The sequence below is a fragment of the Planococcus maritimus genome, assembly GCF_001592825.1.
In the GTDB taxonomy this organism is placed as follows: Bacteria; Bacillota; Bacilli; order Bacillales_A; family Planococcaceae; genus Planococcus; species Planococcus maritimus_C.
Genome location: NZ_LTZG01000021.1, coordinates 159,152 through 181,543, shown reverse-complemented (window position 1 = coordinate 181,543; position 22,392 = coordinate 159,152). Strand labels below are relative to the sequence as shown.

The 22,392-nt window shown below is 47.2% G+C and carries 22 protein-coding genes; 21 read left to right on the top strand and 1 reads right to left on the bottom strand.

Features of this window, described 5'->3' with window-relative positions:
- The first annotated feature begins 2 nt into the window (after positions 1-2).
- The 14 genes from AY633_RS11315 to AY633_RS11250 all read left to right on the top strand — a co-directional run bounded on the left by AY633_RS11315 (position 3) and on the right by AY633_RS11250 (position 14,113).
- Entirely contained in the window at positions 3-1,706 is a 1,704-nt protein-coding gene (locus tag AY633_RS11315) for a sensor domain-containing diguanylate cyclase (RefSeq protein ID WP_068488443.1), read from the top strand.
- A 222-nt stretch (positions 1,707-1,928) separates the two neighbouring features.
- The gene (locus tag AY633_RS11310; RefSeq protein ID WP_068488442.1) at positions 1,929-2,447 is read left to right on the top strand and encodes a type IV pilus modification PilV family protein; all 519 of its coding nucleotides are present in this window, start codon (positions 1,929-1,931) and stop codon (positions 2,445-2,447) included.
- A complete protein-coding gene (locus AY633_RS11305) occupies positions 2,447-2,905 on the top strand; it encodes a PulJ/GspJ family protein (protein ID WP_068488441.1) in 459 nt (152 codons plus the stop codon). The genes AY633_RS11310 and AY633_RS11305 overlap by 1 nt, the downstream gene beginning before the upstream one ends.
- Before the next feature lie 10 nt (positions 2,906-2,915).
- Positions 2,916-4,424 carry a hypothetical protein gene (locus tag AY633_RS11300; protein WP_068488440.1) on the top strand — a complete coding sequence of 503 codons (1,509 nt, stop codon included), beginning with the start codon at positions 2,916-2,918 and terminating at the stop codon, positions 4,422-4,424.
- A 33-nt stretch (positions 4,425-4,457) separates the two neighbouring features.
- Positions 4,458-4,871, top strand: a complete 414-nt coding sequence (locus AY633_RS11295; protein ID WP_068488439.1) for a hypothetical protein — start codon at positions 4,458-4,460, stop codon at positions 4,869-4,871.
- A 1-nt stretch (position 4,872) separates the two neighbouring features.
- The gene (locus tag AY633_RS11290; protein ID WP_068488438.1) at positions 4,873-6,303 is read left to right on the top strand and encodes a VanW family protein; all 1,431 of its coding nucleotides are present in this window, start codon (positions 4,873-4,875) and stop codon (positions 6,301-6,303) included.
- Between the two features lie 23 nt (positions 6,304-6,326).
- The gene (locus AY633_RS11285; protein ID WP_171900882.1) at positions 6,327-7,985 is read left to right on the top strand and encodes a GspE/PulE family protein; all 1,659 of its coding nucleotides are present in this window, start codon (positions 6,327-6,329) and stop codon (positions 7,983-7,985) included.
- A 1-nt stretch (position 7,986) separates the two neighbouring features.
- Entirely contained in the window at positions 7,987-9,039 is a 1,053-nt protein-coding gene (locus AY633_RS11280) for a type IV pilus twitching motility protein PilT (RefSeq protein WP_068488437.1), read from the top strand.
- On the top strand, positions 9,040-10,251 hold the full coding sequence (locus AY633_RS11275) for a type II secretion system F family protein (RefSeq protein ID WP_068488436.1): 1,212 nt from the start codon (positions 9,040-9,042) through the stop codon (positions 10,249-10,251).
- Between the two features lie 136 nt (positions 10,252-10,387).
- Positions 10,388-10,846: a prepilin-type N-terminal cleavage/methylation domain-containing protein gene (locus tag AY633_RS11270; protein WP_069575836.1), complete on the top strand. Its 459-nt coding sequence runs from the start codon at positions 10,388-10,390 to the stop codon at positions 10,844-10,846.
- A gap of 17 nt (positions 10,847-10,863) precedes the next feature.
- Entirely contained in the window at positions 10,864-11,799 is a 936-nt protein-coding gene (gene pilM, locus AY633_RS11265) for a type IV pilus biogenesis protein PilM (RefSeq protein WP_068488435.1), read from the top strand.
- Positions 11,800-11,801: 2 nt separating this feature from the next.
- Entirely contained in the window at positions 11,802-12,530 is a 729-nt protein-coding gene (locus tag AY633_RS11260; protein WP_068488434.1) for a fimbrial assembly protein, read from the top strand.
- A gap of 5 nt (positions 12,531-12,535) precedes the next feature.
- On the top strand, positions 12,536-13,282 hold the full coding sequence (locus AY633_RS11255) for a type II secretion system protein M (protein ID WP_260804564.1): 747 nt from the start codon (positions 12,536-12,538) through the stop codon (positions 13,280-13,282).
- Between the two features lie 75 nt (positions 13,283-13,357).
- The gene (locus AY633_RS11250) at positions 13,358-14,113 is read left to right on the top strand and encodes a prepilin peptidase (RefSeq protein WP_068488432.1); all 756 of its coding nucleotides are present in this window, start codon (positions 13,358-13,360) and stop codon (positions 14,111-14,113) included.
- 299 nt (positions 14,114-14,412) lie between these two features.
- Here AY633_RS11250 and AY633_RS11245 read toward each other — a convergent pair whose 3' ends face one another.
- Positions 14,413-15,963, bottom strand: a complete 1,551-nt coding sequence (locus tag AY633_RS11245) for an AbgT family transporter (protein ID WP_390176118.1) — start codon at positions 15,961-15,963, stop codon at positions 14,413-14,415.
- A gap of 353 nt (positions 15,964-16,316) precedes the next feature.
- On the opposite strand from AY633_RS11245, the gene AY633_RS11240 reads away from it, so the two are divergent.
- From AY633_RS11240 to minD, 7 genes are all read left to right on the top strand, one after another.
- On the top strand, positions 16,317-16,928 hold the full coding sequence (locus AY633_RS11240) for a Maf family protein (RefSeq protein ID WP_068488430.1): 612 nt from the start codon (positions 16,317-16,319) through the stop codon (positions 16,926-16,928).
- Positions 16,918-17,610: a RadC family protein gene (gene radC, locus AY633_RS11235; RefSeq protein ID WP_141705850.1), complete on the top strand. Its 693-nt coding sequence runs from the start codon at positions 16,918-16,920 to the stop codon at positions 17,608-17,610. The genes AY633_RS11240 and radC overlap by 11 nt, the downstream gene beginning before the upstream one ends.
- Before the next feature lie 95 nt (positions 17,611-17,705).
- Complete coding sequence (locus AY633_RS11230; RefSeq protein WP_068488588.1) at positions 17,706-18,734, top strand: rod shape-determining protein; 1,029 nt, start codon at positions 17,706-17,708, stop codon at positions 18,732-18,734.
- 46 nt (positions 18,735-18,780) lie between these two features.
- A complete protein-coding gene (mreC, locus tag AY633_RS11225) occupies positions 18,781-19,662 on the top strand; it encodes a rod shape-determining protein MreC (protein WP_068488428.1) in 882 nt (293 codons plus the stop codon).
- Positions 19,659-20,189 (top strand): rod shape-determining protein MreD, encoded by a 531-nt coding sequence (mreD, locus tag AY633_RS11220; protein WP_068461841.1) that lies wholly within the window; start codon positions 19,659-19,661, stop codon positions 20,187-20,189. Before mreC ends, mreD begins: the two co-directional genes overlap by 4 nt.
- Entirely contained in the window at positions 20,189-20,878 is a 690-nt protein-coding gene (gene minC / locus AY633_RS11215; protein ID WP_068488427.1) for a septum site-determining protein MinC, read from the top strand. Before mreD ends, minC begins: the two co-directional genes overlap by 1 nt.
- A gap of 1 nt (position 20,879) precedes the next feature.
- A complete protein-coding gene (gene minD / locus AY633_RS11210; protein ID WP_068488426.1) occupies positions 20,880-21,683 on the top strand; it encodes a septum site-determining protein MinD in 804 nt (267 codons plus the stop codon).
- Positions 21,684-22,392 lie beyond the last annotated feature (709 nt).

The window sequence follows — 22,392 nt, the reverse complement described above, 5'->3', positions numbered from 1 at the left end:
CGATGGATCCAATAACCAAAAGAACGCGAATCCTATGGACAGCTTGGTTGTTCGTAGTGCCGCCAGGTCTTTACCTTATCTATCAATATTACCCGCCTCCTGCCATGGAACTGACCGATGCTTTAGCTTATTTAGCCTTTTTTGTGCTGGCTTGTTTATTCCCGATGAATATCAGCGGCGTGCCTACCTATCTCGTCCAGTGGCTGACAGTGGCGGTGTTCTTGAAATACGGAATCTTCACAGAAGTCATTTTGTCTCAAGTAGCGATGATTATCGTGATCTTGAGGCTGCGGACTTCCGAAAGTCTGTCGGCACGATTTCCCTTTAATTCCATTATGTTCTTTGCCGTCTCGGCGATTGCCGGATTATTGTTCCTGTTTGCCGGCGGTGAGGTTGGTTCCTTGAGCCTGGCTCATGTCATCGTATTTGGCTTGTTGTTCCAGACGGTGTCATTTGTCGCCAATCAACTGATTCTTTATAGTTATATCCGGATTCTCGGCGAACACAAAAACTTTTTCTCGCTCGATACGATTTGGGATTTCACCATTGCCTTCTTAGTATTTCCATTTTCAATCGCCCTTTATATGTCCGAAGCCTATTTCGGATTGGCGGCCTTGTTATTGCTAGGCATCCCATTTTTTACAATGACCGCTGTCATTCACATGTATACCAATTCTGAGAAGGTTAATAACGACTTGAAGAAAGCGGGAGAAATCGGCCATCAATTGGCTGCACGGCTGTCTTCAGATGAAGTGCTCGATCAATTCGTCATCCAAGTCGCAGAGCTTTTCAAAGTGGACTATGCCTACGTCATTGACTATCACAAAGAACAATTATTGATGCTGAGAATATACGAAGACGATGAATTCAAGCCACTTAACGTAGAAGCCGTTAATTGCGATCAAGGGATAGCAGGAAAAGCGATTATTGAAAACGATTCCTTTATGTTCAGCAGAAGATCCCAATGGGAAGACATTCAAAGCGATCATATCCACCCAGAATCAGAGAGCCTCATGGCGATGCCGATTTCACGCAATAATAAAATTGAAGGGGTTCTGGTTCTCGCGGCTCGCAGAAAGCATGCGTTTCTCCATCACCAGCTTCAAATTCTCGATATCTTAAGCACCTATTTCGCTGTGTCACTGGAAAAAGCGGTACTCGTCCAAAACGCAATCGCCAAGAGCGAACGCTGCGGGCTGACGAAATTATACAATTACCGCTATCTCGACGAAGCGATCGGAAAATGCATGGAACAGGTTAACAGTGGCGACTTGAATCACCTTTCTGTCATCATGATGGACATTGATCATTTCAAAGCCATTAACGATAAATATGGACATCAAAGCGGCAACGAAATTCTCGTCGCCCTTGCCAACTTGCTGAAGGAAATGGTCGGCGAAGAAGGAACAGTCGCCCGTTACGGTGGCGAGGAATTTGTCGTCCTGCTGCCAAACTACAGTAAAGAAGTGGCGATGCTGCTCGCAGAGAACATTCGCAAAGAAATTGAAAGTCACGAATTTCTCGTGCAAAGCGACCTCGACGACAATCGCGGGACCGTTAGCATCCACATCACCATGAGCATCGGCGTCTCATCCGCACCAGATGACAGCGATGACGCCATGGCGATGATCCGCAACGCTGACCGAGCCTTGTATATCGGGGCAAAGCAGGCGGGGCGCAATAAAGTGGCGGCATATTCGAAATAAGGCTACAGAACGGCTTCGGTCGTTTCTGTAGTCTTTTTATCTCAGGAAATATGGAAATAAAAGCTAAAGTTTTATTAAAAAGTATAGATTATCCTGCAAAAATACCGTGTCAAATACAAGTAAACATGCAATAATATAGGCGTAGAGTGATTTAGATAGAAAGGCTTTACAATAAGGAATTTAATTACATTAAACGATGAAATTTTAGGGGGAATACAGGAAATGAACAAGCTGAAATTACAGCAAGGCTTAACGCTCGTTGAAGTTTTGGCGGCGCTCGTCATCCTTGGAATCGTCTTTGTCGGCATCATGACTGTATTTCCCCAGATGACTTTGTTCAATAATAAAACTGAGGCAAAGCTGGATACGATGAACTTGGCGAGGCAGGAGATGGCAGTGATTGCTAATGCTGGTTGGCTAGGAGATCGTAGTGAAGCAGACCCAGTTATTTACGAAAAGTTTGCCGAGAAGTACGAAGATACAATGGCTAGTTTGAGTTACACAAAAGTTTCTGTGCAAAATGGCTATGCGCGATTCGAAAAGCAGGATAACTATAAGTACGAAGTGGAAATTGCATTAGCATGTACACCTTTCTTAACTGAAAATGAGTCGAGCCTATTAAAATGTGATGACCCAACACTTGCACAACTGCACAAAATGCATTTAAAGATCTACCGAGACGGTCAAATCAGCAGTGAAACATACGGTTATCTTCAATACCGTGTAGAGGAACAAAACTGATGGAGAGACTGAATGAAAAAGGTATTAGCCTTATTGAAGTATTGGCAGCTCTTCTCCTTGTATCCATCATTGCAACAGCTGCATGGACAGCGCTGTCGATTGGCATGAAGCATACAACAGCAGAAACCAGCAAAACAGAAATTCAACAGGACGCCAACATCATCATTAGTAAACTTTCGTCAGCCCACAGACAAAGCGAAACTTACACCATTAAGTTTCAGAACAATCAGCTATTGATGAGAGCATGTGTAGAGACAGGATGTGGGGGTTTTGAACCGGTGCTCGACAAAGAATACGATTTCACTGGTACCACTATAAACGGGGAAGGTGATTTAACCGTAGAGTCATACATTGAACCAAAGAAAAATCATGCCAATATTCAATTGAATTTATCAAAAAACGGCCGAAGCTTAACTATCCAGACGACATTGACGCGCATCCGAACTGACCGGCCATAGGAGGAGCTATATGAAAAATATTAAAAACGAAAAAGCTTATGCGCTTGTCATCGTCCTGCTCATCATCGTCCTGTTTATGGGATTGGCAGCTACATTCATGGCCGGCTCATTAAATCATGCCCAGCAGGAAAAAGTCGTAGATACCGGCAATCAGGCAGTAGCCGCCGCAGAAATGGGGACTATCTACTACAGTTCTGATTTTGAACGAGAACTAAAATTATTAAAAGCGGAAATGCAGCAGGAAACTCAGCTCAAGCTAAATGAACTCATTGCTTGCATTGAGCTGCCGTTAGGAGCCGCTTGTGACAGTGAATTAGAACGTTCTACATGGGAAGAAAAGGTCGATAAAGAGATGAAAGAATTGTATGTCCAAAAGATTATAGAAAAGAGTACCGAGTTGGATGCATTGAAATTGGCGGCTGAAGAAACTCCTTTTACTGGGGAACAAGTACAATACCACGTTAAATCGGCAATAGCTAAGAAGATGAATGCAGCACAAAAAGATGTGAATGACATTTTAGTCATGGACAAAGCAGTCAAATGGGTGGAAATTGTGTTAAACGTTGAGGGCAAAGCATTAGATAGTCAAAAAGAACTAACTGCAATTTTTCAAGTGGAAATTCCGGATAGTTTTCTCAATAGCACAGAAACTCGGAAAATCAACACGGTCTTAATTACAGAAGACGAGGATTTGACTTACGATAAAGTATTTTCATTTACACCGCCTACGATTTCTTGTTCAGAATTGATATTAGCCGTTAAAAATAATCAGGCAAAAGCTCCCTATGAATGCAAAGCCCAAACAAATGAGACTTTAGATAATTTTCTAGATTCTCTCGATGAAGATATGGATCCTAAAGACTTCCGTGTGTTTACCGATAATTATACAAAATTTGTTTGTAAAAATAATTGTAATGGAACTGATTTCCGAGGAATTAATATTGTTGTAAATGAAAATGATGTGGGAGCGCCAAATAATATGAATAATTTAGTAAATGCGAATTTATTCATCTCTGGAAAGCTAACTATAGGAAATAACATTATAAACCTTGGAAAAAAAGGTGAAAAACAAACCATTGTGGTGAAAGAACTGGATGTAAACGTTAACTTGAAAAACATGTATAATACCAATTTTCTTGTATTGGGGTATCAAGACAAAACAAAAAAAGCACAAATCGATTGGAAAAATCATATCGAAGTTTCTAATCACTCTAATTTTTGTATAGACATAGATCGCATTTATCCTGATGATTTAACGCGCTTAGAAAAGGAAATTTCTTTTTCTGATAGTGGGCATTTGATTTATTATACAGATTTTGCGGATAAAAAATTTGTATTGAGAAACAATAATAATAGTATCAACCAAGAAATGACAAAAATATATGTGACAAGATCCAGTGATTATTCCACATTTTTAGAAAATTGCGGGATTTCAATGAAAGAAAGCAAAATTGTGCCAATTGAAGTATCTGTTCCAGAGCCAATTGGGTCAGGCTTTGGTCTAGAAGTCGAATATTAAAGCAGAAATACGCAACATGTAGGGGGAAGAACTATGATTAAATTATTCATTTGGCTGATGATCACTGTGGCGGTCATGGCGGGAATTGTCTTTTTTAAGAAAACAGAGAAGAAGAAAAAGACTTATATTATTGCAATTGGCAGTTTGTTAACGGCTGCTGTAGCGCTATGGATGCAAGGGAGTTTTGCCTGGCACATGAGCTTGCTTGCGATTCTTGGCTTGTCGCTTGTAACGGCATTACTTTTCATGAAAATAGAAGAACGCGAACAACAGAAAAAAATGCGCTTGAAAGAAGAGCGCAAGGAGCTTAAAAAGCAATCGGCTGCAAACTCCCAGCCATCCAAAACCGTGCATGAAGAATCTGTACAAAAGCAGGAATCCAAAATAGAGAAATCCGACAAGGTATTTGGCATGGAGTCCATCGGCCCGGTCGGAAAGGGGAATTAAGATGGACAATAAGCAATTCGGCAAAGTATTCGGCGGCGTATTTGGAGCCGCCCTTGTTGTATTTGGCACCGCGAATGCCGGGGCATATGCGGTCGATGAATGGGTGTTTCCATCGGCCGAATACGGTGATTATACATATATCGGCACGACTGACGTCTCGAATATGGAGCTTGCAGATGCCAGGACTTTGTTTTTAGGTCAGGCTTCCGCCGTCCGGGAGTCGTCGGAACTGCGTGTGACCTATTTAGATGCGACTGCGAACTATCCATTAAAAGATGTCGAGATTTCCTTAGACGAAACTTTGGAAAGAGCCGAGAGCGGTGCGCAAAATGATTTTGTTTTCGACTTATCGGAATCGACGACACGTTCTTTTCTGAAAAAGCAATTCACTGATATTCCGTTTACGGAAGCAGATATTGCCAATATCCACCAGCAACTGGAAACAGCGCTTGAAGGCGGACAGTCTGTGACACATGTCGACATTAGCGGCGATTCTCTTGAAATGCCTCTTGAAGAAACGGCGCAGTCGAGTTTTTCCCATAGTATAAGCAGTCAAGGCGCAAACGAGTTGATCGAAGTACTGAATGGCACGGTAATCGGACCAAGTGAAACATTCGTTTTTTTGCCAAAGCTTGAAGAATTGACTGCGCTTGATGCGTCGGATGCAGAACTGACGGAAATCGCTTCCGCAATATATGGAGCAGTGTTGAGAACGAACTTTCTCGTTGAGCAGCGCAGTATCGGTGAACAATTGCCGAAAAATGTGCCCATGGGTGAAGAAGCAGCCATCAATCGTACATTGGGGGTTGATTTCGCTTTTTCCAATCCCAATACGAGCTCGTTCACTTTAAATATCTACTTAGAAAATGATGAGTTAAAGGCGTCTATACATGGACAGCCGTTTGTCCATACGTATTACATCTCAGCCGCTAGCGATAAAGAAATCGAACCGCGTCTCATCAAACAATACAGTGCATTCGTCTCAAGCGGCAAAAAAGTAAAAGAAAAAGGCAACGGTGGCAAGCGCATTGAAGTGGTGAGAAGCATCTTGGAAGGCGATAAAGAAGTGCGTGTTGAACCCGTATCGAGCGATTTTTATCCGCCCATCCATCGCGTTGAAGTGTATCCGCTCAAGGTGCCTGAAACACCTGCAACAGATGCCAATGGAGATCCAATTCCGCAGCCTGGAGATGAAGGTTTTATCGATGAAAATAATAACGGCATTCACGACCCCTCAGAACAAACTGTAGAAGACGGCACGCTTGTGGGGGAAGAAGAAACCGTAGATAGCGACACAGGTGAATCGACAGATGGTTCCGCCCAGGATGAGGGAACTGAAACTGATGATTCAAACGAGGATAAAAATACCGAAAACGATTCACCGACAGACGAGCCTGTCTATGATAAAGCAGGAAACCGAGTCAATAAGTAAGAAAGTGCAAGGGGGGGAATTGAATGGCAATTAAACGGAAACGCATTGGTGACATTTTGGTCGAGCAAGGCTTATTGACGCAAGATGATTTGCAAGGGGCGCTCGATTCCAAACAAAATGACCAGAAACTGGGAGATGCCTTATTGTCACGGGGATTCATCACCGAACAACAATTGATCGAAACGCTAGAAGTACAGCTCGGCATCCCGCATGTCTCGCTGTTCCGCTATCCCTTTGATCCCTTATTGTTCAACATCGTGCCAAAAGATTTCGCCAAGCGCAAGTTGCTCGTGCCGTTGAAGCGAGAAGGCGATCGGCTTTTTATCGCGATGACAGATCCGACTGATTTCATCACAATCGATGACCTTCGCTTAGCGACCGGCTTCCAGATCGAGCCCACCATTGCCTCGAAAGAAGATATTTTGAAGACCATCGCCAAGTATTACGAAGAAGAATCGTACGAAGAATTATTGGAAGAAATGCCGGATGCAACAGAAGAAAAAGAAGACGCGCTTACGGACCTTGACGCGCCGGTTGTTCGACTTGTCAATCAACTCTTATCAAATGCTGTTGCCATGAAAGCATCCGACGTCCACCTAGATCCGCATGAAGGCAAATTATTGGTGCGTTACCGAATTGACGGGACCTTGCGCACCGAGCGAATTTTGCCAAAATCGATGCAGCAAATGGTGACAGCACGTATCAAAATTCTCGCCAACCTGGATATTACGGAAAACCGCATCCCGCAAGACGGACGCATCAAAACGACCGTAGACTTCCGTGCCATTGATCTTCGCGTCTCTTCCTTGCCGACAGTATTCGGAGAGAAAATCGTTATGCGGATCTTGGACTTGAGCCAAAACTTGACCGATATTTCAAAGCTCGGATTTAATGATACGAATATGGAACGTTTTATGAAAGAAATTGATAAGCCGAACGGCATCGTACTGATTTCAGGCCCGACCGGTTCCGGTAAGTCCTCTACTTTGTATGCGGCGCTCAATAAATTGAATTCTGAGGAAGTCAATATCATTACCGTTGAAGATCCGGTGGAGTATCAATTGGAAGGCATTAACCAAATCCAAGTGAATGCGAATGTCGGTTTAAGCTTTGCGGCAGGGCTGCGCTCGATTCTGCGCCAAGATCCCGACATCGTCATGGTAGGTGAGATTCGCGATAAGGAAACGGCGGACATTTCTATCCGCGCCTCTTTGACAGGGCATTTGGTGCTGAGTACCATTCATACCAACGATTCAATCGCTTCGATTACGAGACTTCTCGACATGGGCATTGAACCGTTCCTCGTTACGGCCTCGTTAAATGCGGTCATCGCCCAGCGATTGATTCGTCGTGTTTGCCGAGACTGCAAGGAAATTCAGCCGGCGACGGTCCGTGAGCAAGAGATTTTCGCCAAAAGGGGCTTATCAATCGATACGATTGCCCGCGGCAGCGGCTGTTCACAATGCAATATGAGCGGCTATAAAGGGCGAATGGCGATTCACGAAGTGCTGGTCGTCGACGATGCGATGAAAGATATCATCAACCGGGGAGGATCGGCAGCCGAAATCCGGAAAATCGCTATCGCCAACGACACGATTTTTCTCATTGACGATGGTTTATTAAAAGTAAAGGAGGGCATGACAACGACGGAAGAAGTGCTCCGCGTTGCCATGAGTGATTAATATGAGCGAGACCACAATCGATTTCATCGATAAAGTATTAACGACGGCGCGGGAACTTGAAGTATCCGATATTCATATGACGACAGGCATTCCGCCGGTTTTCCGCATGCACGGCAGCTTAAAGAGATTTGGTGAAGAGCGGCTGATGCCGGAAGATACCGAAGCGATCGCTAAAGCGTTAATGCCGGAAAGTCTATGGGAGACGTTTCTGCAAAAAGGCGAAATGGACTACTCTTACTCGATTCCTGGCGTTGCGCGTTACCGGGTCAATTCTTTCCATCAGCGCGGTTCCATTTCACATGCCTTCCGAACCATTCCGACGGTCATTCCGTCAATCGATGATTTGCATATGCCGGATACCTTAAAAAGATTATCCGATACGCACCAAGGATTGATTCTCGTGACGGGCCCGACCGGTTCCGGGAAATCGACGACTTTGGCGGCGATGATCCGCCATATGAACGAGCACATGACGAAGCACATCATCACGCTTGAAGACCCGATCGAGTATATGCACAAGCACGGCTCGTCGGTCATCGATCAACGAGAAGTCGGCTTTGATACCAAATCTTTCGCGAATGGCTTGCGTGCTGCACTTCGGCAAGACCCGGACGTCATTTTGGTTGGAGAAATGCGGGATCTCGAGACCATCACAACCGCAATTACTGCAGCGGAAACCGGTCACTTGGTTATGGGAACGCTCCATACATCAAGTGCCGCATCGACCGTTGAACGGATTATCGATGTATTCCCGCCCCAGCAGCATGCGCAAATCCGCACACAACTTGGGGGTGTCTTGAAAGCCGTAATTTCCCAGCGGTTGCTTCCCACTGCAGATGGCAAAGGCCGCGTCGCCGCGACCGAAATCATGATTCACAACACAGCGATCGCTAACCTTATCCGCACCGAGAAGGTCCACCAGATTCCCAACGTCATTTTAACGAACCGGGCAGCCGGCATGCACTTGATGCAAACCTCGGTGCAGGAACTTCTCAATAAAGGGCGTATCACTAAGCAAATCGCAGCTCCTTATTTGATCGGAGGGGAAGACTAAGTGGCGCGTTTTAAATACGAAGGACGCGACCGGAAAAAAATCCGGACGGGTTATGTCACATCAAGCAATAGGCGGGAAGCGGTACAAAAGCTGCGCGAAGACGGCATACGTGTCATCGACATCCGTGAAGTACCGGTTGGTGCTTTGCAAAAAGACATTACGTTCGGCAACCCGGTCAAGCGCGACCAATTCATCATGTTCTTGCGTCAGTTTTCAACTTTGATGCGCGCAGGTGTCACCATTGTGGATGCGGTTAAAATCTTGTCCCAACAAGTCGAATCCAAGCAATTACGCAAAACGCTTGCGGAAATTGAAGTAGAGCTGCGAAAAGGCAATGCCTTATCCGATTCACTCGCCAAATACCCGAAAATATTCGAGCCCTTAACAGTCAATTTGGTTAAGGCAGGCGAGTTATCCGGGAATATCGATGATGCTCTCGATCGGCTTGCAACGCATTACGACAAAGCCTACCAGACGAGACAGAAAGTTATTTCGGCAATGAGCTATCCAGTGGTCGTCGGCTTTCTCGCAATCGGTGTTGTGATTTTCCTATTGTCGACCATCGTCCCCATGTTCGTCGATATGTTCCAGGGCTTTGGCGGCGAACTGCCGCTTGTGACGCAACTTGTCATGGGGGCGAGTGAGTTCACCGTCCAGTATTGGTATTTGCTTGTACTATTTGCGTTGGGGTTTGTCGGCACCATTTGGCTCATGAAACGCAGTGAGCAAGGGCGCATGGTGCTCGATACGCTCGTATTGAAAATCCCGATCTTCGGCAAGCTTCTCCAGAAATCGGCACTTGCCAGGCTAACACGGACGCTCAGCTCCTTGTTCACCAGTTCGGTCCCGATCCTTCAAGCAATGACCATGACCGAGAAAGTCGTCGGCAATGCGGTCATGTCGAAAGTGCTGCTGGCTTCCCGTGATTCCTTGGAACGCGGAGGCTCGCTTACCGCCCCGATGAAAAAGCATTGGGCATTCCCACCGCTCATTCCGCATATGATCGCGATCGGCGAACAAACCGGCTCACTCGATCATATGCTTGCTAAAGTAGCGGAGTTTTACGAGAAAGAAGTCGAAGCAGAAACCGACCGATTAAAAGCCTTAATCGAGCCTTTAATGATTGTCGTACTCGCAACTCTCGTCGGGACTATCGTCTTGGCTATTATGATGCCGATGTTCGAAATGTTTAATAATGTGGATAATTTGTAGGTAATTTAGTGAGAATAACAAGAAAAAATTTCTAAAAAAATGCTAAAAAGATATTGTTTAATCTGTGACCATTGATATAATTAAGCTGTACTGTAACTGGTACTTACTTTATATAAACAATAAGGGGGAAAAGACAATGAAGAAATTTTTACAGAAAAAATTAAAAGATCAGAAAGGCATGACGCTGATCGAGCTTTTGGCAGTTATTGTTATCATTGCGATTATTGCGGCGATTGCTATTCCAGCGATTGGAAATTTGATCGAAAATAGCCGTGTTGGAGCAATGAAATCCGATGCTCTAAATGCGATGGCAGCTTCAGAATTATATCTTGCTGATAATCCAACCGTAGCCTCAGTTCCAGACTTAGCGACAATTGCAAGCTATCTAGATGACGAGGGCACTTTGAAAGAATTCACTTATACACCAGCTTCAGGAACAACTGAAGCAAGTATGACTGGTACAGCAGGGGAATCTTCAGCTTTGCAACTTGTATTTGGTAATGCTACTACAGGTGCTACAAAAGAAAATATAACTACATTACCAAATAACACTGGTAATGGAACAACTAATAATATTACCATTTCAGGACGATAAATTTAGGAGCTGATCAAATGGCCTTACCGTTTTTCCAGAAAAAAGCGCGCGTAGCGACGATTACAATAGAAGAAGATGCAATCCGCTATGTTGAGCTGAAGTCTGCGGAGCCGGTGTCGTTGATCCAGGCGGAAGAATTCATGCTTCCCGAAGGCATCATGGACAGCGGCAAAATCGCAGACGCACAAGCGCTTGCTGTGGAACTCGGTAAGGCGGTCGATCAGTGGGGTCTCTCCAAAAAGTCAGTCCGATTCCTCGCCCCTGACGAATTTGTTATTATCCGCAAAGTCCCTTACCCCGAAGACGTCAAAACCGACGAATTAAAAGGGCATTTCTTTATCGAGATTGGCTCTACTTTGTATTTGCCATTCGAAGACCCGGTGTTCGACGTGGTGCCTTATCACTTGGATTCCGATGAACCGGAAGCGATTATTATCGCCTCGAAAGAATCGGTCATGAAAGATTACGAAGATGTTTTTGATAGCGCCAAATTAAAGCCGCTCGTGGCGGATATTACGCCGCTCGCGCTGTATCGTTTGGCGTATCTTGAACACGATTTTCCAGAACATGAACACATCATGCTCATCGATATGCAAGGCAAGAAAATGACGGTGTCGATTTTCCATGAGCATTTTCCAATGTTCATGCGGTCGGTTGATCTCACAGTGCTCATTGCGGACCCGGAAGATCCGGCGCAATTGCTTGAAGCTGTTGAAGAAGAAGCTGAAAAGCTCGGTAATTTTTACCGTTACAATATGAACGAAGGCGAACAAGGCATCACGAGGGTCATCTGCAACGGAGAGTTCGGGAAGTGGGACGCGTTTTGCCTGCGCTTGTCCAACCGTTTTCAGTTGGATGTCGAGCCGCTCGTCAAAGAGGGCGTCGAAGTGGACGGGAAAATTGTGCCGCCACGCTTTAACCGGGCAATCGGCCTGGCGTTGAAAGAGGTGTAGTTATGTTAGTCGATATTAATTTACTTCCACAAAAAGAGCGCGACCGGCCAGCTGTTTTAATCGCGGCGGTCGCGATTTTATTATTGGCGCTCCTTGTCTGGGCGGTATTCGCCATGATGGCCAGCGCAGAAACAGACGAGCAACAAGCTCTTGAAGCGCAAGCGCAAGGTGTCATTGCCGAGCAGGAACAAATCCGCAACGAACTTGAAGAACGTCAAGGCATGAACGAAGAACAGCAATTGCAAGCGACCGTCGAATGGGCGGAGAGTTATCAATTCGACACGATTCCATTGCTTGAAGAATTGGTGTCGCTGCTTCCAGCACGCGGCTTTTTCCAGACTTTCTCCTATACTGGCTTGGACCAGGCACAACTGATTGTTCAATTTGATTCATCACGGGAAGCGGCATATTATTTAGCGCAGCTGAAATCGTCTGAGTTGCTGGCATCGGCTACACTCGATAATGTCGCGACAGAGATTTTCGACGAAGCTACAGAAGAGGAAGTCATTGTCGACCCGAGTGAACCGCGCTATTTGGCGACATATACCTTATTGTTCCAAGATGAGCGCATTCCGATAGAAGGCGGCGAAGAAGGTGAAGTGCCTGAAGAAGCGGCAACTACGGAAGTGCCGTCAGAACAACCGGCAGAGACAACAGAGACGGAAACGGATGTCGAAGTTGATGTAGACGTCGAGACAGATGAAACAGTACCGGGAGATGAAGCCGCATGAGCAGTATGACCAAAAGCCAAAAAGAAAAAGGGCTCATCGCACTCGCTGTCCTGTTTTTACTGACCTTGGGATTCTATTCGTATTTCCTATTATATGCACCCGCACAAGATGCACGAGAACAAGCCCAGCAATCGCTGCGTTCGGAACGTGACGTGTTGATGGCGCTGCAGACGCAAGTGAAGGAATTGCCAGAAGGTGAAACTGTCAGCACACTGGAATTGCAGAAAAAAGTCTCCATTGATCCTCTGTCGGAATTGATGGTGCTGCAGATTGAAGAAGCCGAGCTTGTTTCCGGCACTCAAATCGAAGCGATCCAGCTTGCAGAAGCAGACGTAGAGTTGCCGATTCCGGTCGAAGGCTTAGAGAATTTAAAAGAAGTCGAGGCGACGGTTGCGTTCTCTGCGGAAAATTATGGCGAAATCACGGACTTTATTTCTGAAATTGAAGAAATGGAACGCATTCTTGTCATCGAGGCGATTAATTTCGGTGCCAACCCGGAAGTGCGTGAAGTTGTTGAAGAAACCGAACGGCTGCAAGTGACGCTGTCGTTTGCGGCGTATTACCGACCGGATCTCATCGCATTAGAAGACACTGTGCCCAAAATTGACGCGCCGTCTCCGGCCGATAAACAAGATCCGCTGCCAGCGAACGACGGCACGGAATACGCCGATGACGACGAAGAAGAAATAGACTCTGACGTCGATGTGGATGTTGAAGTAACTGTTGAAGAAAGTGCATCAGGGGAGGAGTAAAGGAAATCATTGCGATTTCCTTTTCTTCTTTTCCTGACTTTGTGTCGAAAATCCAATTAGAAAAAGAGGGACATGATGATAGCTGTATATTCTGTATTTGCCTCTATCTTCGGCCTAGTGTTCGGCTCGTTCTATAACGTCGTCGGCTTGCGCGTGCCGAAAAACGAATCGATCGCCTACCCGCCGTCGCATTGCACAACTTGCGACCGTCGCTTGACGGCACTTGATTTGGTTCCAGTGTTTTCCTATCTGTTCTTGCGCGGCAAATGCCGGACGTGTGGTTCGAAAATTCACTGGGTTTACCCACTGATGGAAGCGATCACCGCTGTGTTGTTTACTGCCGTCTTCCTGAAATTCGGCTTTACGCCAGAACTGATTGTCGGTTTGTTGTTCGTGTCGATGCTCGTGATCATCACGGTCTCAGACATTGCCTATATGCTCATACCTGATAAAGTGCTATTGCCGTTCGCGGCGGTGCTGTTGGTATTGCGTTTTGTGATTCCGCTCAATCCATGGTGGGATTCACTGCTCGGTGCAGCAGTCGGATTTTCGGTTTTGTTATTGATTGCGACATTGTCAAAAGGCGGCATGGGCGGGGGCGACATTAAACTGTTTTTTGTCATTGGGCTCGTGCTCGGAACTGCCGGAAGCTTGCTGACGTTATTTTTGGCGTCGTTCATAGGAGCTATTGCAGGCATTATCTTACTTAGAGTTCGCAAGCAAGGACGCAAGACACCGATCCCGTTCGGCCCATCGATTGCTTTATCCGCCGTGCTCGTTTATTTATGGGGAGAACAATTCATCGGTTGGTATGTTAATTTGTTTATGTAGATTATAAAATAATTATGTAAACTTATAATATGTTTGACGATGTTAGTATTTTAATTACGACATTCAAAGGTATTAAAATGTTATAAAACAATGAGATATCTAGATGTTTGGAGAAGCGTTCGCTCGACTACGGTGTATCAGCGAGACGACCGAGACCCCGCAAGGCGCAAAGCGGCTGAGGAGGCTTGGGCGCGAGCCCACGGAAAGCGAGCGGTAAGCTTCGGAAAACATAATGATACAAAGTGTATTAAAAAGAAAAAAAGCGGCAGACCCAAATTCGGGTCTGTCGCTTTTTACTATTATCCGTTATAGCGGATCGGTGAAGCCGGCCCAAGATCAAGACCGAACAACATCCAAACGATGAGCATCAAAGTCCAGAAGATCATGAAGAAAATCGAGTACGGGAACATGACCGAGATCAATGTACCGATGCCCATTTTCTTGTCGTATTTTTGCGCGAATGCAATGATGATCGCGAAATACGTCATGAGCGGCGTGATGATGTTCGTCGATGAATCGGCGATGCGGTAAGCCATTTGCGTCAGTTCCGGGGAATAGCCAAGCTGCATCATGATCGGCACGAAGACCGGTGCAAGCATTGCCCATTTCGCGGATGCGGAACCGATGAACAAATTGATGATCCCGACCACAATGACAAAGCCGATGATTAACGGAATACCGGTCAGGCTCATCGATTCAAGTGCTTCAGCACCGTAAACGCCGAGCACCATGCCCATGTTCGATTCAGCGAAGTAAGCGACGAATTGTCCAGCAGTAAACGCCAAGACGATAAAGACGCCCATTGAAGCCATCGTATCGGACATTTGTGCGGCGACGTCTTTGTCGCTCTTGATGCTCTTCGTGGCGATGCCGTATGCAAGGCCAGGCAGGAAGAACAAGATGGTAATAATCGGAACGAGCGAGCTCATGAACGGCGATTGGACGATTGCGCCGCCTTCACCGCGCAAGACGCCGTTTTCAGGGACAATCAGTAACGCTGTCAAAACGACACCCACTAAAGTTGTTAGTCCAGCCCATAGCAAGCCTTTTTTCTCAAGAGTTGTCAGGCTCGTCATTTCTTCGCGGAACTCGCCTTTGTATTCGCCAAGGCGCGGCTCAACGACTTTTTCCGTTACGACTGCGCCGACGATGGTCAATAAGAAGACCGACACGATGATGAAGTAATAGTTCATCGCGATGTTCATGCCTTCAGCGTACCCTGGGTCAATGATCGATGCGGCTGCGATCGTCAATTCCCCAAGCATCGCGTCTGTTGCCGATAGCAATAAGTTAGCGGAGAATCCGGCAGAAACACCTGCAAACGCTGCGGCAAGTCCGGCAAGCGGATGGCGGCCGAGTGCGATGAAGATCACTGCGCCAAGTGGAGGCAAGACGACATATCCTGCATCGGATGCAACACTCGACATGATCCCGGCGAATACCAATCCGCCAGTGATCAGGAATTTCGGAATCGATAGGACGAATCCGCGCAGTGCTGCGGAAATGAGGCCCGTGCGTTCTGCGACCCCGATCCCGAGCATCGTGACAAGCACAACGCCGAGCGGTGCGAAGCCGATAAAGTTATCGACCATGCTCGCGAAAATGTATTGAATGCCTTCAGCGTTCAATAAGTTCTTCACTTCCACGATTTCGCCTTCTTGACCTGGGTGCTCGACTGAAATGCCGAGGTTCGCCAATAAAGCGGAAAGCGCAAGGACGATGATGGCGAGAGCCGCAAACAAAGTCACTGGGTGTGGCAGTTTATTACCGATCGTTTCGATGCGGTCGAGTGATTTTTGAAACAATCCTCGTTTTTGCTTTTTCAAAATAGATAAGCTCCCTTCAAGCATAAGTGTGAAAAAGACTATTAAATTATTGTGTAATAGTAATTTTCAAAAAATTAAAGACTCCATCTATTATAAAACCTTGGTAAACATAATAAAAGCTATTTGAGGAAGTGCCAATTGCGCTAATTTTGTATAATTTTTGACAAGTTGCAGGAATGCGCTTAGGACGGGGATGGAGAAGTGTGCAATAACTTTTTGTAGTGAATAAAAAAATTCAACGGCTGACTGTTTACGTGAAAGCGCTATCTTGAAAAGGAGGATTTCATGTCTAATTTTAAACGGAATTCAGTATTTCACCATTTTGCCCTGGCTTTTTGATAATGGTATGATGGCTTGAAAAAAGGAGGGATTTTTTCATGAAGTTCACATCGAAACACCCGCTCATCTTGGCCTCGCAATCGCCGCGCCGCCAAGAGCTGCTCAGCTTGCTCGGAATTCCGTTCGACATCGTGCCGAGCGATATCCCGGAACCCGATCCGAAAGGCTTCAAGTCACCGGTCGATTATGTCAATGCATGTGCTGTCCAAAAAGCGAATGATATCGCAGGGAACCATCCCGAAGCGTTCGTCATCGGCTCGGATACAGTCGTCGTGTTGGACGGGGAGATTTTATTGAAGCCTAAAGACAAACAGCAAGCATCTGCGTATTTACGCAAGCTATCCGGCAAAACCCACGAAGTCATCACTGCCGTATGCGTACGCCAAGGCGAGAAAGAAGTATCATTCCATGAACGTGTAGAAGTGCGGTTCTACAAATTGCCAGAGGGTTGGATCGACGCCTATACCGATACAGAAGATCCTTACGACAAAGCAGGAGCGTACGGCATCCAAACGGTGTCGGGCTTGTTTGTGGAAAAAATCGAAGGCGATTACAACGCAGTCGTCGGCTTGCCTATTGCGAAGCTGCTCCAGCACTTGACGCATGCGGGCTACGTAAAAGTCGAAGGGGCGCATGATTATGCCCAATGACCAAGCGCTGATGATACGAGATGTCCACATTGCCGACCGGCCGCGAGAACGCCTCATTAAACAAGGAGCGGTGAGCTTGTCTAACCAAGAGCTCATCGCCATTCTCTTGCGTACCGGAACCCGCGAGGAATCGGTATTGCACCTCGCGAACCGCGTGCTCAAACAATTCGAGCACCTCCACGAATTAAAACACGCCGCCATCGAAGAAATGACCGCGATCAATGGCATCGGTGAAGCAAAAGCCGTCCAGCTGCTTGCGGCCATTGAACTCGGGCGAAGGCTTGCTTCTAAACAAACCGATGAACGCTTTACGATTCGTTCCCCGAAAGACGCCGCTACGTATTTAATGGACGATATGACTTCGCTCAAGCAAGAACATTTTGTCTGTTTATTCCTCAACATCAAAAACCAAGTGATGCACCGCCAAACCATCTTTGTCGGCAGCCTCAACGCCTCTATCGTTCATCCACGCGAGATCTTCCGCGAAGCCGTCAGACGCTCGGCAGCATCGATCGTTTGCGCACACAATCATCCTTCTGGCAATCCCGCCCCGTCACCTGAAGACATCGATGTCACCAAGCGTCTCATGGAAGCCGGTTCGATCATCGGCATCGAACTGCTCGACCATATCATCATCGGCGACCATCAATTCACTTCATTAAAAGAAAAGGGGTTCATGTAGCACTGTATATTTTTTTCCGGATGTTCTATAATGGGTGGTATTGCGCAAAGCAGTTGCCGGTATCACCCGGTTTACATAAGAAAGGACCGATTCATGTGTTTGGATTTGCTTCAAAAGATATCGGCATCGACCTCGGAACAGCAAATACGCTCGTCTATTTAAAAGGGCGCGGCATCGTGCTCCGAGAACCATCGATTGTCATTAAGAACACTCGCACCAATGAAATCGTCGCGGTCGGAAAACGCGCGCGCGACATGATGGGCAGAACGCCTGCTAATATCGTTGCTTTGAGGCCCATGCGAGATGGTGTCATTTCTGACTACGACACGACACTTGCGATGATCAAGCATTGCATCGCTGAAGCGACCGGCAAAGCACCGGGCAAATGGCGCGGCGGAAAAGTCATGATTTGCGTGCCATACGGCGTGACTTCCATTGAACAGCGGGCCGTACTTGATGCAGCACGAGCGGTCGGAGCGGCGGAAGCTTATACGATCGAAGAGCCGTTCGCGGCAGCAATCGGCGCAGGGCTCCCGGTATGGGAACCTGTCGGCAGCATGGTCGTCGATATAGGAGGCGGAACGGCGGAAGTCGCCATTATCTCGCTCGGCGGCATCGTCTCGAGTGAATCGATTCGCGTTGGCGGAGATGAGATGGACGAAGCGATCAAGCAATACGTGCGCAAGCGCTATAACGTCGTCATCGGGGAACGTACGGCCGAAAACCTGAAAATGGGTATCGGCACCGCGGCTGTCTTGAGTGATGAGGAAGCGCAAGCGGAGATGGATATTCGCGGGCGTGACCTCGTGACCGGATTTCCGAAAACCTTGACGATCACCGCAGAAGAAATGCAACAAGCGTTGAAAGAACCTGTGACGCGCATTGTCGAAGGATTGGGCGCCACTCTTGAGAAAACGCCGCCTGAACTGGCGTCTGATATCATGGACCGCGGCATTGTGTTAACAGGCGGCGGGGCGTTGCTGAAAAACCTCGACAAAGTAATCGCGGATGCGGTCAGCATGCCTGTATTCACTGCAGACCATCCACTCGATTGTGTCGCGCTTGGAACAGGACGGGCACTGGAAGATTTTGACCGTTACCGCAATGCGATCGAAAGACGCTGATTTTTATTGCTCGACTCGAGCCTATCAATAAGGAGGATGGCCTCATATGCCACAATTTTTATCCAACAAGCGGCTTATCCTGCTGTTGATCGGCGTCATCCTGCTCGTCGCCTTGATTTCTTTGACGCTCCGGGACCGCGGCCAAGTGTCGCTGCCTGAGGAGATCGTCAAAGAAGCTGTAGGTGCCGGGCAATCGGTATTTTCACGGCCTGCTCATTTCGTGACGGGCGTCTTTGACAATATCGACTCGCTGATCAACACATTTGAAGAAAACCGCTTGCTAAAAGCGCGCCTTGAGGAATTTGCAGGCGTGCAGGCAGAAGTGACCGATCTCCGTTCCGAAAACGAGGAACTGAAAGAACTGGTCGGCAAAGAAGAAGATTTACGCGAATACAACCCAATCCAGGCAGTCGTTATTGCGCGTAACCCGGATCAATGGGAAGAAAAAATCATCTTGAACCGTGGCACCAACCACGGCGTCAAGGAAAATATGGCTGTCATGACCGCTGGCGGCTTGATCGGCAAGGTAACCATCGTCACGCCGACAACATCGACAGTGGAGTTGGTGACGACACAAAACCCGAACTACCGCGTATCGGCAATGGTGCTCGGTGAAGACGATGTGTTCGGTTTGATTGAAGGATATGATGCAGAACGCCGTGAACTATTACTGAAACGCATCGACTTTTCGATCGATCTTGAAGAAGGCGACCAAGTTGTCTCAAGCGGTCTCGGCGGCATTTTCCCGAAAGGCATTGTCATCGGGGAAATCACGGAAGTGACAATCGATGAATTCGGCTTGACGAAACTGGCATATGTGAAACCGGCTGCTGACTTCTCGATGCTTAATCACGTCGTCATCGCAGACCGCCTCGTACCGGAAGTCGACGGCGAAGACAATGGCGTAACAGAGGATGAGGAATCATGATCCGCTTTCTCGTTCCCATCGTCTGTCTCGTGCTGTTTTTCGTCGAACCGATCTTCGGCTTGTTTTCGCCTTTATCGATTGGCGGATCATTTTATTATGTAGTCCCGCGCTTTCTTATCTTATTCCTGATCTTTTTGACCGTTTTTTATGAACTGCGCCATGCGCTGTTTTACGGTTTGTTCTTCGGGCTCTTGTATGATGTCTTTTACATTGATATTATTGGATTATATTCTTTTCTGTATCCGGCCGTCTGCCTGATCGCCGCGTACTTTTTCAAAAAGATTCCACAAAATCTATTGTCAGCGACGCTCTTGGCACTCGGTCTCCTCATCGCGATGGAAGTGGCACTTTACCTGTTCTTCCAATTGATTGGGTTGACCGATGCGCCAGCCGGAACGTTCCTGACCTCAAGATTGTGGCCGACCTTAATCGCCAACGCCCTGTACTTAGGCTTGCTTGGCTGGGTGTTCAGGTCGATGATGGTCACGCAAGATCCACAGCGTGGCACTAAGTTCGGGTTATATTAATGAAAGCGCAGGTGACAGGTTTTTTGAAAAATATCGTGAATATCAAAGGAACGAACAAAGGGCTTCTCATCCAGCTCAATGATATGGCCTCCTATACGGAAATCCTCGATGAGCTGAAAAAGAAAGTATCCGACCCTGCGCTCGAAGGGGACGCAGAAGTCCAGATCCAATTGGCGAAGCGCCATTACAGCGATGGCCAATTGGAAGAAATTAAGAAAGTCATCCACGACCATTCGAAGATGAAAGTGATCAGCACAAAATGCGATGTTGTCACTGTCGAAGAATGCAACCGGATGATCAGTGAGCGCCAGTCGGAAACTTATGTCGGCATCGTCCGTTCCGGGCAAGTCGTGAAAGCGAAAGGCGACCTTGTCGTCATTGGCGACGTCAACCAGAACGGCCGTATCGAAGCGGGCGGCAACGTCTATGTGCTTGGGCGGCTTAAAGGCTTTGCCCACGCCGGTGCGAGCGGCAATAAAGAAGCAGTCATCGCCGCCTCTTGGCTTGAAGCGACGCATCTGAAAATTGCCGATGAACTCGAGACGATGACCGACGAACTCGACAGCTTATCGGAGCAGCCAGAAATGGAATGCGCATATTTACATACCAGCGGCAAAATCATTATCGACCGTTTGCAAGAACTGAGATTCCTGCGGCCGCAAATTTCTACGTTTAAAGGAGGAAGCTAGTGTGGGAGAAGCTATCGTAATTACATCAGGCAAAGGAGGCGTCGGCAAAACGACGTCTACTGCGAACCTCGGCACTGCATTGGCTCTTCAAGGCAAAAAAGTGTGCTTGATCGATACCGACATCGGGCTTCGCAACCTGGATGTCATTTTAGGCCTCGAAAACCGCATCATCTACGATTTGATCGATGTGCTCGAAGGCCGTTGCAAGATTCATCAGGCGCTTGTGAAAGACAAGCGTTTTGAAGACAAATTATTCTTGCTTCCAGCAGCACAGACGGCCGATAAAAACGACGTCAACCCGGAACAAATGAAAGAACTGATCGAAGGGATGAAAGTAGACTACGATTTCATCATCATCGATTGCCCAGCAGGCATTGAGCAAGGCTACAAAAATGCTGTCGCTGGTGCAGACCGCGCGATCGTCATCACGACGCCAGAAATCTCTGCCGTACGTGACGCCGACCGCATCATCGGTTTACTGGAGCTCGAGGAAAACCTTGAAGCGCCAAAACTCATCATCAACCGCATCCGTCCACATTTGATGGAAGCGGGGGATGCGCTTGATGTCAACGAAATCACGACGCATTTATCGGTCGACTTGCTCGGCATCGTGCCAGATGACGAACGCGTTATTTCAAGCTCGAACAAAGGCGAGCCGGTCGTTATGGATCCATCGAACCCAGCAGCACTCGGCTACCGCAACATCGCGCGCCGCCTGCTCGGCGAATCGGTCCCGCTTATGACGATGGACAAGCCAAAACCCGGCATGTTCGGCAAACTGAAATCTATTTTCTCAAGTAAATAATATTCAATAGTAGAAACGCCACTGCATTTGCGGTGGCGTTTTTGTTTTGAAGAACTTAATAAAGAAGAAGTGTAGCGAATGGCTTGCGCTCCGGGCGGATGCTTTCCGAGGGGGGGATCGAGCCTCCTCGTCGCAAAGAACCGCTCCTGCGGGGTCTCTCAAACCCACTGATCCCTCAGGAGTCATTGCCCTGCGCTCCAGCCACTGTTGTGAGCGGGATCTTTACAAGCTCACTGTTGCTTTGAACTATGAGATGTAGTTAACAATTCATATCGGCATAACAGGAAGTGATTCCCCCGCTAGCCGGCAACTACCTACAGTAGCAGATCTGTTTAAACAAACATGAACCAATGAAATCTTCCAGCCGACCGGCGCCAAGGGTGAGCCGAAGCAATGAGACAGACGTTCTTTCTGGCTCATTGTGAGAGGCCAACCCAAAGCCGGGAGGCGAAATTCTATAATGACGCAAACTCGAACGCTGGATTTATCGTCGCACACTTCATCTTGCAAATCACAAACCCTGAAAGGGAAGCGATTTCCTCACTAGCCGGCAACTAACGATAAAAGCAGATCTGTTTAAACAAACATAAACCAATGAAATCTCTAAGCCGACCAGCGCCAAGGGTGAGCCGATGCCGTAAGACAAGCGTTCTTCTTGGCTTATGGCAAGAGGCCAACCCAAAGCCGGGAGGCGCAATTCAAAAGTGAA

What these genes read in the sequence shown, in the direction of transcription:
- AY633_RS11315 (WP_068488443.1), top strand. Translation starts at nt 3, where the DNA reads ATGGATCCAATAACCAAAAGAACGCGAATCCTATGGACAGCTTGGTTG.
- AY633_RS11310 (WP_068488442.1), top strand. Translation starts at nt 1,929, where the DNA reads ATGAACAAGCTGAAATTACAGCAAGGCTTAACGCTCGTTGAAGTTTTG.
- AY633_RS11305 (WP_068488441.1), top strand. Translation starts at nt 2,447, where the DNA reads ATGGAGAGACTGAATGAAAAAGGTATTAGCCTTATTGAAGTATTGGCA.
- AY633_RS11300 (WP_068488440.1), top strand. Translation starts at nt 2,916, where the DNA reads ATGAAAAATATTAAAAACGAAAAAGCTTATGCGCTTGTCATCGTCCTG.
- AY633_RS11295 (WP_068488439.1), top strand. Translation starts at nt 4,458, where the DNA reads ATGATTAAATTATTCATTTGGCTGATGATCACTGTGGCGGTCATGGCG.
- AY633_RS11290 (WP_068488438.1), top strand. Translation starts at nt 4,873, where the DNA reads ATGGACAATAAGCAATTCGGCAAAGTATTCGGCGGCGTATTTGGAGCC.
- AY633_RS11285 (WP_171900882.1), top strand. Translation starts at nt 6,327, where the DNA reads ATGGCAATTAAACGGAAACGCATTGGTGACATTTTGGTCGAGCAAGGC.
- AY633_RS11280 (WP_068488437.1), top strand. Translation starts at nt 7,987, where the DNA reads ATGAGCGAGACCACAATCGATTTCATCGATAAAGTATTAACGACGGCG.
- AY633_RS11270 (WP_069575836.1), top strand. Translation starts at nt 10,388, where the DNA reads ATGAAGAAATTTTTACAGAAAAAATTAAAAGATCAGAAAGGCATGACG.
- pilM (WP_068488435.1), top strand. Translation starts at nt 10,864, where the DNA reads ATGGCCTTACCGTTTTTCCAGAAAAAAGCGCGCGTAGCGACGATTACA.
- AY633_RS11260 (WP_068488434.1), top strand. Translation starts at nt 11,802, where the DNA reads ATGTTAGTCGATATTAATTTACTTCCACAAAAAGAGCGCGACCGGCCA.
- AY633_RS11255 (WP_260804564.1), top strand. Translation starts at nt 12,536, where the DNA reads ATGACCAAAAGCCAAAAAGAAAAAGGGCTCATCGCACTCGCTGTCCTG.
- AY633_RS11250 (WP_068488432.1), top strand. Translation starts at nt 13,358, where the DNA reads ATGATAGCTGTATATTCTGTATTTGCCTCTATCTTCGGCCTAGTGTTC.
- AY633_RS11245 (WP_390176118.1), bottom strand. Translation starts at nt 15,963, where the DNA reads ATGCTTGAAGGGAGCTTATCTATTTTGAAAAAGCAAAAACGAGGATTG.
- AY633_RS11240 (WP_068488430.1), top strand. Translation starts at nt 16,317, where the DNA reads ATGAAGTTCACATCGAAACACCCGCTCATCTTGGCCTCGCAATCGCCG.
- radC (WP_141705850.1), top strand. Translation starts at nt 16,918, where the DNA reads ATGCCCAATGACCAAGCGCTGATGATACGAGATGTCCACATTGCCGAC.
- mreC (WP_068488428.1), top strand. Translation starts at nt 18,781, where the DNA reads ATGCCACAATTTTTATCCAACAAGCGGCTTATCCTGCTGTTGATCGGC.
- mreD (WP_068461841.1), top strand. Translation starts at nt 19,659, where the DNA reads ATGATCCGCTTTCTCGTTCCCATCGTCTGTCTCGTGCTGTTTTTCGTC.
- minC (WP_068488427.1), top strand. Translation starts at nt 20,189, where the DNA reads ATGAAAGCGCAGGTGACAGGTTTTTTGAAAAATATCGTGAATATCAAA.